Here is a 6,534-nt window from a genome sequence, read left to right as displayed (position 1 = left end):
CCTCACCGAGCTCCTGATCGAGTACTTCGGAAACTCTCCACACTTTGCAGGGGCCGAATCTACCTTGCCCCCCGAGTCTGCCCCATGATTGCTTCTGGCCGTTTTATGACTATCACCACCGGCAGCTATGGGTTGATCCAAGTCATACAGCCGCCAAGCATCCACCCCGTGAAAGGCTTCGTTGGAAACCTTTTCTGATAGCGCTGAAGGGTGCACGTGTCAGTAAGACGCGTGAACGGGCGTTCCCTTGTGGTTCTAACATGACGTCCGGGCGACCAGCATCATATTCGTCGAAGATCAGCGCCATGGGTCGGCAGTGCCCAGAGCGAGATGCCTTCCTGGAATTCACAAATCCGGCATGTGCTGCGGGCACGATGAGGGCTTAGTTAACCATCACCTCGTCCAGTGCCTGCTCGAGGGTGCTGACCGTGCGCTCGATATTGTGCAGCTTTTCGAGTCCGAACAGACCGATGCGGAAGGTCTGGAAGTCGGCCGGCTCGTCGCATTGCAGCGGCACTCCGGCGGCGATCTGCAGGCCGTGGTTGGCAAATTTCTTGCCGCTCTTGATGTCGGCATCATCGGTGTAGCTCACCACTACGCCAGGCGCCTGAAAGCCGGCGGCGGCCACGCTTTTGATGCCTTTGCCGGTCAACATTGCGCGCACCCGATCGCCCAGAGCCTGTTGTTCGCCGCGGACCTTTTCGAAACCGTAGGCTTGCGTCTCTTTCATCACTTCGTTAAATCGCGCGAGGGAATCGCTGGGCATGGTCGCATGGTAGGCATGTCCGCCCTGTTCGTAGGCCTGCATGATCTGAAGCCACTTTTTCAGGTCGCAGGCGAAGCTGCTGCTTTGCGTCTGCTCGATGCGCTCGAGGGCCAAAGAACTGAGCATCACCAGGGCGCAGCAAGGGGAGGCGCTCCAGCCTTTCTGCGGTGCGCTGATCAGCAGGTCGACGGCGCATTGCTGCATATCGACCCAAAGCGTGCCTGAGGCGATGCAGTCCAGCACGAACAGGCCACCCACCGCATGCACGGCGTCGCCGACGGCCCGCAGGTACTCGTCGGGCAGGATAATCCCTGATGAGGTTTCAACGTGGGGGGCGAAGACAATCTGCGGCTTCTGCGCCTGAATGGCTGCCAGCACTTCGTCCAGAGGGGGTGGGGCGTAGGCAGCCTGGCGACCCGTGTCGACCGGTCGGGCTTTCAGCACCGTGGTGGCCGCCGGGATGTTGCCCATCTCAAGAATCTGGCTCCAGCGATAACTGAACCAGCCGTTGCGGATCACCAGGCATTGCTGGCCGGTGGCAAACTGTCGCGCCACCGCTTCCATGCCGAATGTGCCGCTGCCCGGGACGACCGCAACAGCCTGGGCGTTGTAGACCTGTTTCAGGGTGTTGGAAATGTTCTTCATCACGCCTTGAAATGACTGCGACATGTGGTTGAGCGAGCGATCGGTGTAGACCACTGAGTACTCGACCAGCCCCTCAGGATCGATACTGGGATATAGCTTTGACATGGAGTGACTCCTTTGGCAGAGATGTCAGTGGTATCGACCCTGCCCTAAGCCTTGGCAAATGACAAGATTGCCCGGGATTGAATGGCGACTTCTGCCGAGCGGCTGGCATCCTCCCTGGACAGTTTGGACGATAAAAAGTGGGCGAAACATGATCAAACCACAGTGGGCCGCAACTCCTGCGCCAGTTCANNGCTTTCTTGGGCTGGTCAGCCATATGACTTAGTGCATTGCTCCAATACAGCAACGCGATGTCGAATAACGGATGATCTGACTGGCCGCTTCTGGCCGTTTTCTGCCCGTCGCGAGAGGCAGAAAACAACCCAGGCTGTGTGAAAACGCACTGAATACGTCGAAAGCTGAAAGTCGCGAGGATTGCCTGTGGAGTAAGCGGGCGGAAGCGCGAATTGCCCTAACCATCTACATAGGCGTTTGTAATTCCGTTTGGGCCGCGTCAGCGGCCCAAACGGCTACTAACGGGCGAGCCAAGCGACTGGATTCAAGCCCTGATCGCCTCCAGCAGTCCTGCGATACCGAAGATGCTCATCATTCGTTTGAGGTTGTAGGCGAGCACATGAAGACTCATCTCAGTGCTCACCCTCGGCAGGGTTTTGGTCAGGAAGTGGGTACTTCCCATCCAGTACTTGAGCGTTCCAAAAGGGTGTTCAACGGTCTGTCGACGAACCCTCATCATCGCTGGATCATGTTCTAGTCGAACCTGCATCGCGTCGATTACCGCCTCATGTTCCCAGCGCCTCACTCGGCGCTCCTTACCCGTCGTACATTGCTTTTGCATTGCGCAGGACTGGCAGCCCGAGAAGTAGTAACAGTGCAACAACATGCCGTCTTCCATCGTCGAATGCCGTCGGGTCAGCAACTGGCCCGCAGGGCATCGATACGCGTCCGATGCAGCAACGTAGATGAAGTCCTGCTTACCAAATCGGCCTTCGGCTTTGCTGCCTGATGTCAGGGGTTTTGGTACAAAGGTGGTGATGCCCGCCTGCTCGCAGGCAAGGATTTCCAGACCTTTGTAGTAGCCTCGGTCGGCCACCACCGTTAGCGTTTCAGCCTCGATTTCTTCACGCGCCAGGTTCGCCATATTGCTCAGTTGCCCACGATCATTACCAACGTTGGTCACCTCATGGGCAATGATCAAATGGTGCTTGTCGTCGACGGCTGTTTGGACGTTATAGCCAACCGTTCCAGTGCCTCGTCCGCTCGTGGACATTGAGCGTGCATCTGGGTCTGTGAGGGAGATTTGCTGGTCTGGACTGTCGTGGAGCTGCACCTCGATATCCTTGAGTTTCTGCATCTGCTTTTTCAGCGTTTCGATTTTTTCTTTCAGCCGCTCGGCCTTGGCCTCGGCCACTTCGGGCGTTGCCCGATCCGCCGAATCCATCGCCGCCAGATAACGGTCAATGCTCTGTTCGATCTGCTGCATGCGTGCCTTTACTTTGCCCTGGGTGAAGTTACGGTCACGATTGTTGACGGCTTTGAATTTGCTGCCGTCGATGGCGATGATCGACTGAGAGAAGAGATTGAGGTTGCGGCAAAGAACTACGAACTGACGGCATACGCTGCGAAAGGCTTTGCCATTGTCTTTGCGAAAGTCGGCAATAGTTTTGAAGTCTGGAGCCAAACGCCCCGTTAGCCACATCAACTCGACGTTACGCTGGGCCTCGCGTTCAAGCCGGCGGCTGGACTGAATCCGATTGAGGTAGCCGTAGATATAGATCTTCAACAACACCGCTGGGTGGTAGGCAGGACGACCCGTAGCGGCAGGATCGACGCCCTCAAAACCAAGTGCGCCCAGGTCGAGTTCATCGACGAAAACATCGACCACGCGGACTGGATTTTCTTCGACTACGTAATCGTCCAGGCACTCTGGCAGCAGCGTCACCTGCGTCCGAGTCTCACCCTCAATGAATCGCTTCATGATCGCCCCCGATACGATCTCGACGATCAGAAGGTTAGACAATCTGGGGAGTTTTTCACCAAGCCTGGGACCAATTGGTCGCTCACGACGGGCATAAATCAGCGAAGAGTTGACGATAGACACTTGATCGCGAGGTGCCTAATCTAGGCTTCGAAGTCACGACAGGGAAAAGGACCACTTGCTCTTTTGGATGCGGTAAAAGTTCGGGGTATTCATCTGCTAGATATTCGATAATCGCATCTGCATCCCAGGGTCCGAGCGAAGTCACGTAGTCAGGGTACTGATTTTGAACCTCTCTCCACGATGGGTAAGGATGCTTGGAGAGCAACATGCCTGTTTGAGTGTAAATAATTTGAATCTGCACAAGTCTATTTCCCGTATGTAGACTTTGACAACGACGACCCCAAGTATTTCGCGTTCCTAAAAACGCGGGCCGTGATTTAAAAAACGGAATAGCCGCTAACAAAAGCTCGACGGCGGCAGTAATTGGCCGAGGCTGTGTAAAAACGTTTTTGAGCGCGCCAAGTGCTCAAAACCGGACTGGAAATCGCGTTTCTAAGCGAAATCCACATCTGCAGACGTGCCGATAAATTTCAGATTTAACGTAGACGCGCACACTTCAATTTTGGCGAAGCGTTTTTACACACTCTGGGCCAAAAGCAGACACTCACGAGCGTCCGTTTTCGACCCAAACCAGACCCATATGCTTCTCAGCCCTACAGAGAAACGCGCTTACCCATGTACGTAAGGCCTTCCGGCGAGCCGACAACTTTGAGTGCATTTTTGTAGCCATAGTCGAACTGACCGGAGACTCGGTTGCCCGAGATCGACTTGGTCTGGTCCACCGGCATGTCGCCGAGCCAGACCATGGCCCAACTGACGTTGATGTCGGTGTCTTGGTTCAGAGCATAGGTGGCGCCTGTGGCGATGCGCCAGGACTCGCCCATAGGTACGATCACGCTGCGTTTGCTATCGGAGACAGCGCTGCTGTCGTAGGCCACGCCGACATTCCACAGCCATTGCTCGGTGGCCTGGTACTGCGCGCCAAGGGACAGGTGCCAGGTGTCCTTGAAACCGGCATCGACCGATTTCGACTGCGCGCCAAACGCCGTGGTGTCGACCTGTACGCCGATCTCACCGAATTCCGACCAGTCCTGCCAGTTGGCCGAGGCCAGCAAGGCCCATTGCCGGTCCAGTTGCTGGAACAGGCTGAGGGTCACGGTCTGCGGCACGGTGGTGTCGAGTTTGGTGTTGGTGTCGCTGATGCGTTCCAGCAAACGGCCGTCGCCTTTCACATCCAGCCGGTCTTCGAAGTCCAGGTCGACCTTGCTGGTGTAGGCCAGGCCAACGCGGGTGCCGGGTTGCGGGGCATAAATCACCCCGACGTTGGCGCCATAACCCCAGGCACCATCCTTGTACTTGTACTGACCGTCAGCGCGATCGGTGAAACCGAAGGGAGAGCGGTCGATGGCGGTTTGCGCCTGCAACATGCCGTACATGGCCTTGACGCCAACGCCCACCGACCATTGCTCGTTGAAGCGATACGCCACGCTGGGCACCAGGGACAGACCCAGCAGGCTGGAGTTCTGCGCGAAGTAGCGGCCGGACCAATCGTTGTCGTAGTTGACCGCCAAGCCGAAGTCGCCGTACTGGCCGAAGCCGACGCTCCAATGTTCATCCAGTTCATGGCTGATGAAGAAACTGCCACCGGGGATCGGTTCGAGGGCATTGCCACTGCCGCTGCCGGCCACATTGCTGCCGGCGTCGCGATCGAAGCTCAGGTCGCCATACAGCACTTGCAAGCCGCCGGTGATCTGCGTGCCCGGCAGGTAACTCATACCCGCCGGGTTACTGGCGATGGTCGCTGGGCCTTGGGCCCGGGCGGCGGCACCGGCGTTGGCCAGGCCAGCGTTATCGGTGCCGATTTCGTAGAGCATGATGCCGCCGGCCCAGGCTTGCTGGCAGCACAGCGCGAGGAGCGTACAAGCAGGCAGGGCAGTGGTTTTGGTTGGCATGGTTAACCTCTATCCATTTTCGAATTAACGTAGCGCACGCCCGCATGTCCATGGAGTAACAGCAGGCATCCCACGCGCCTTCTCAAGTCGAATTGATACTAGTCGAGAAAACCTGAACTAAGCTCTCCGGGTCGCTTCGCATCGAGGCGGCACAACCGCAGTGGTAGTGCATATTCTCGTTATCGAGAAGGAGCTACTGATGAGCAAAGTCGTCCACCTCATGCCTGTCATTGCCCTGGTAATTATCTGGCCCGATACCGGCAAAACTGGCGATAGCCAGGCCGAGCTGGCCAAACAATCACTGAACCCGGTTGCTGCGCTGTACAGCGTGCCGATTCAGTACAACTGGAACCAGAAACTCGGCCCCAGTGGCGAGGGCTACCAAAGCGTCACCAATATCCAGCCGGTGCTGCCCTTCACCCTCAATGACGAGTGGAACCTTATTTCCCGAACCATCCTGCCAGTTATCGATCAACACGGTCTGGTACCGGGTGGGCAGGCGGACAAGTCCGGGGTCGGTGATGTGACCCAGAGCTTCTTTTTTTCACCCAAACACCCGACCGCGAGCGGCTGGATTTGGGGGGCAGGACCGGTAATCCTGGTGCCAACCGGCAGTGATGAGCTGTTGAGTGGTGAGCAGTGGGGGGCGGGTCCTACCGTGGTTGCCCTCAAGCAAAGTAACGGCTGGACCCGCGGTATCCTGGCCAATCACATTTGGTCGCTGGACCACAGCCCTCCCGATGACAAAGACAAAATCAACCAGACCTTCCTGCAACCGTTCTTCAGCTACACCACCCCTACCTACACCACCTTCGGCATCAACACTGAGTCCACCTACGACTGGCAAACCCGCGAATGGTCAGTGCCAATCAACCTGTTCGTGACCCAGCTGTTCAAAGTGGGTCATCAACCCATGAGCTTGCAAGTGGGCCCACGGTATTGGGCTGAAAGTCCGAAAGATGGCGCACAAGGCTGGGGGTTTCGGGTGGCGTATACGCTGTTGTTTCCAAAATGATTCCAGCTCCGCTGATGCATCTGTAGGCGTCACGAGTGGTCGCTGCTCGCAAACG

Annotated in this window: 4 protein-coding genes; 1 reads left to right on the top strand and 3 read right to left on the bottom strand. The window is 56.9% G+C overall.

Going from position 1 to position 6,534, the window contains the following annotated elements; genetic code table 11:
* Positions 1 to 382 precede the first annotated feature (382 nt).
* The 3 genes from B7L09_RS04980 to B7L09_RS04965 all read right to left on the bottom strand — a co-directional run bounded on the left by B7L09_RS04980 (position 383) and on the right by B7L09_RS04965 (position 5,464).
* Positions 383 to 1,516, bottom strand: coding sequence for an aminotransferase class V-fold PLP-dependent enzyme (locus tag B7L09_RS04980; RefSeq protein WP_094467953.1), 1,134 nt, complete (start codon positions 1,514 to 1,516; stop codon positions 383 to 385).
* 496 nt (positions 1,517 to 2,012) lie between these two features.
* Positions 2,013 to 3,449 (bottom strand): IS1182 family transposase, encoded by a 1,437-nt coding sequence (locus tag B7L09_RS04975; RefSeq protein WP_094467955.1) that lies wholly within the window; start codon positions 3,447 to 3,449, stop codon positions 2,013 to 2,015.
* A 716-nt stretch (positions 3,450 to 4,165) separates the two neighbouring features.
* Entirely contained in the window at positions 4,166 to 5,464 is a 1,299-nt protein-coding gene (locus B7L09_RS04965; RefSeq protein WP_255141760.1) for an OmpP1/FadL family transporter, read from the bottom strand.
* Between the two features lie 220 nt (positions 5,465 to 5,684).
* On the opposite strand from B7L09_RS04965, the gene B7L09_RS04960 reads away from it, so the two are divergent.
* The gene (locus B7L09_RS04960) at positions 5,685 to 6,479 is read left to right on the top strand and encodes a hypothetical protein (RefSeq protein WP_049870764.1); all 795 of its coding nucleotides are present in this window, start codon (positions 5,685 to 5,687) and stop codon (positions 6,477 to 6,479) included.
* Positions 6,480 to 6,534: the final 55 nt, after the last annotated feature.

Origin of the sequence: Pseudomonas mandelii (assembly GCF_002251635.1) — a bacterium.
Taxonomy (GTDB): Bacteria; Pseudomonadota; Gammaproteobacteria; order Pseudomonadales; family Pseudomonadaceae; genus Aquipseudomonas; species Aquipseudomonas mandelii_B.
The sequence above is the reverse complement of the archived record's forward strand: the minus strand, read 5'-3'. Positions and strand labels throughout refer to the sequence as shown.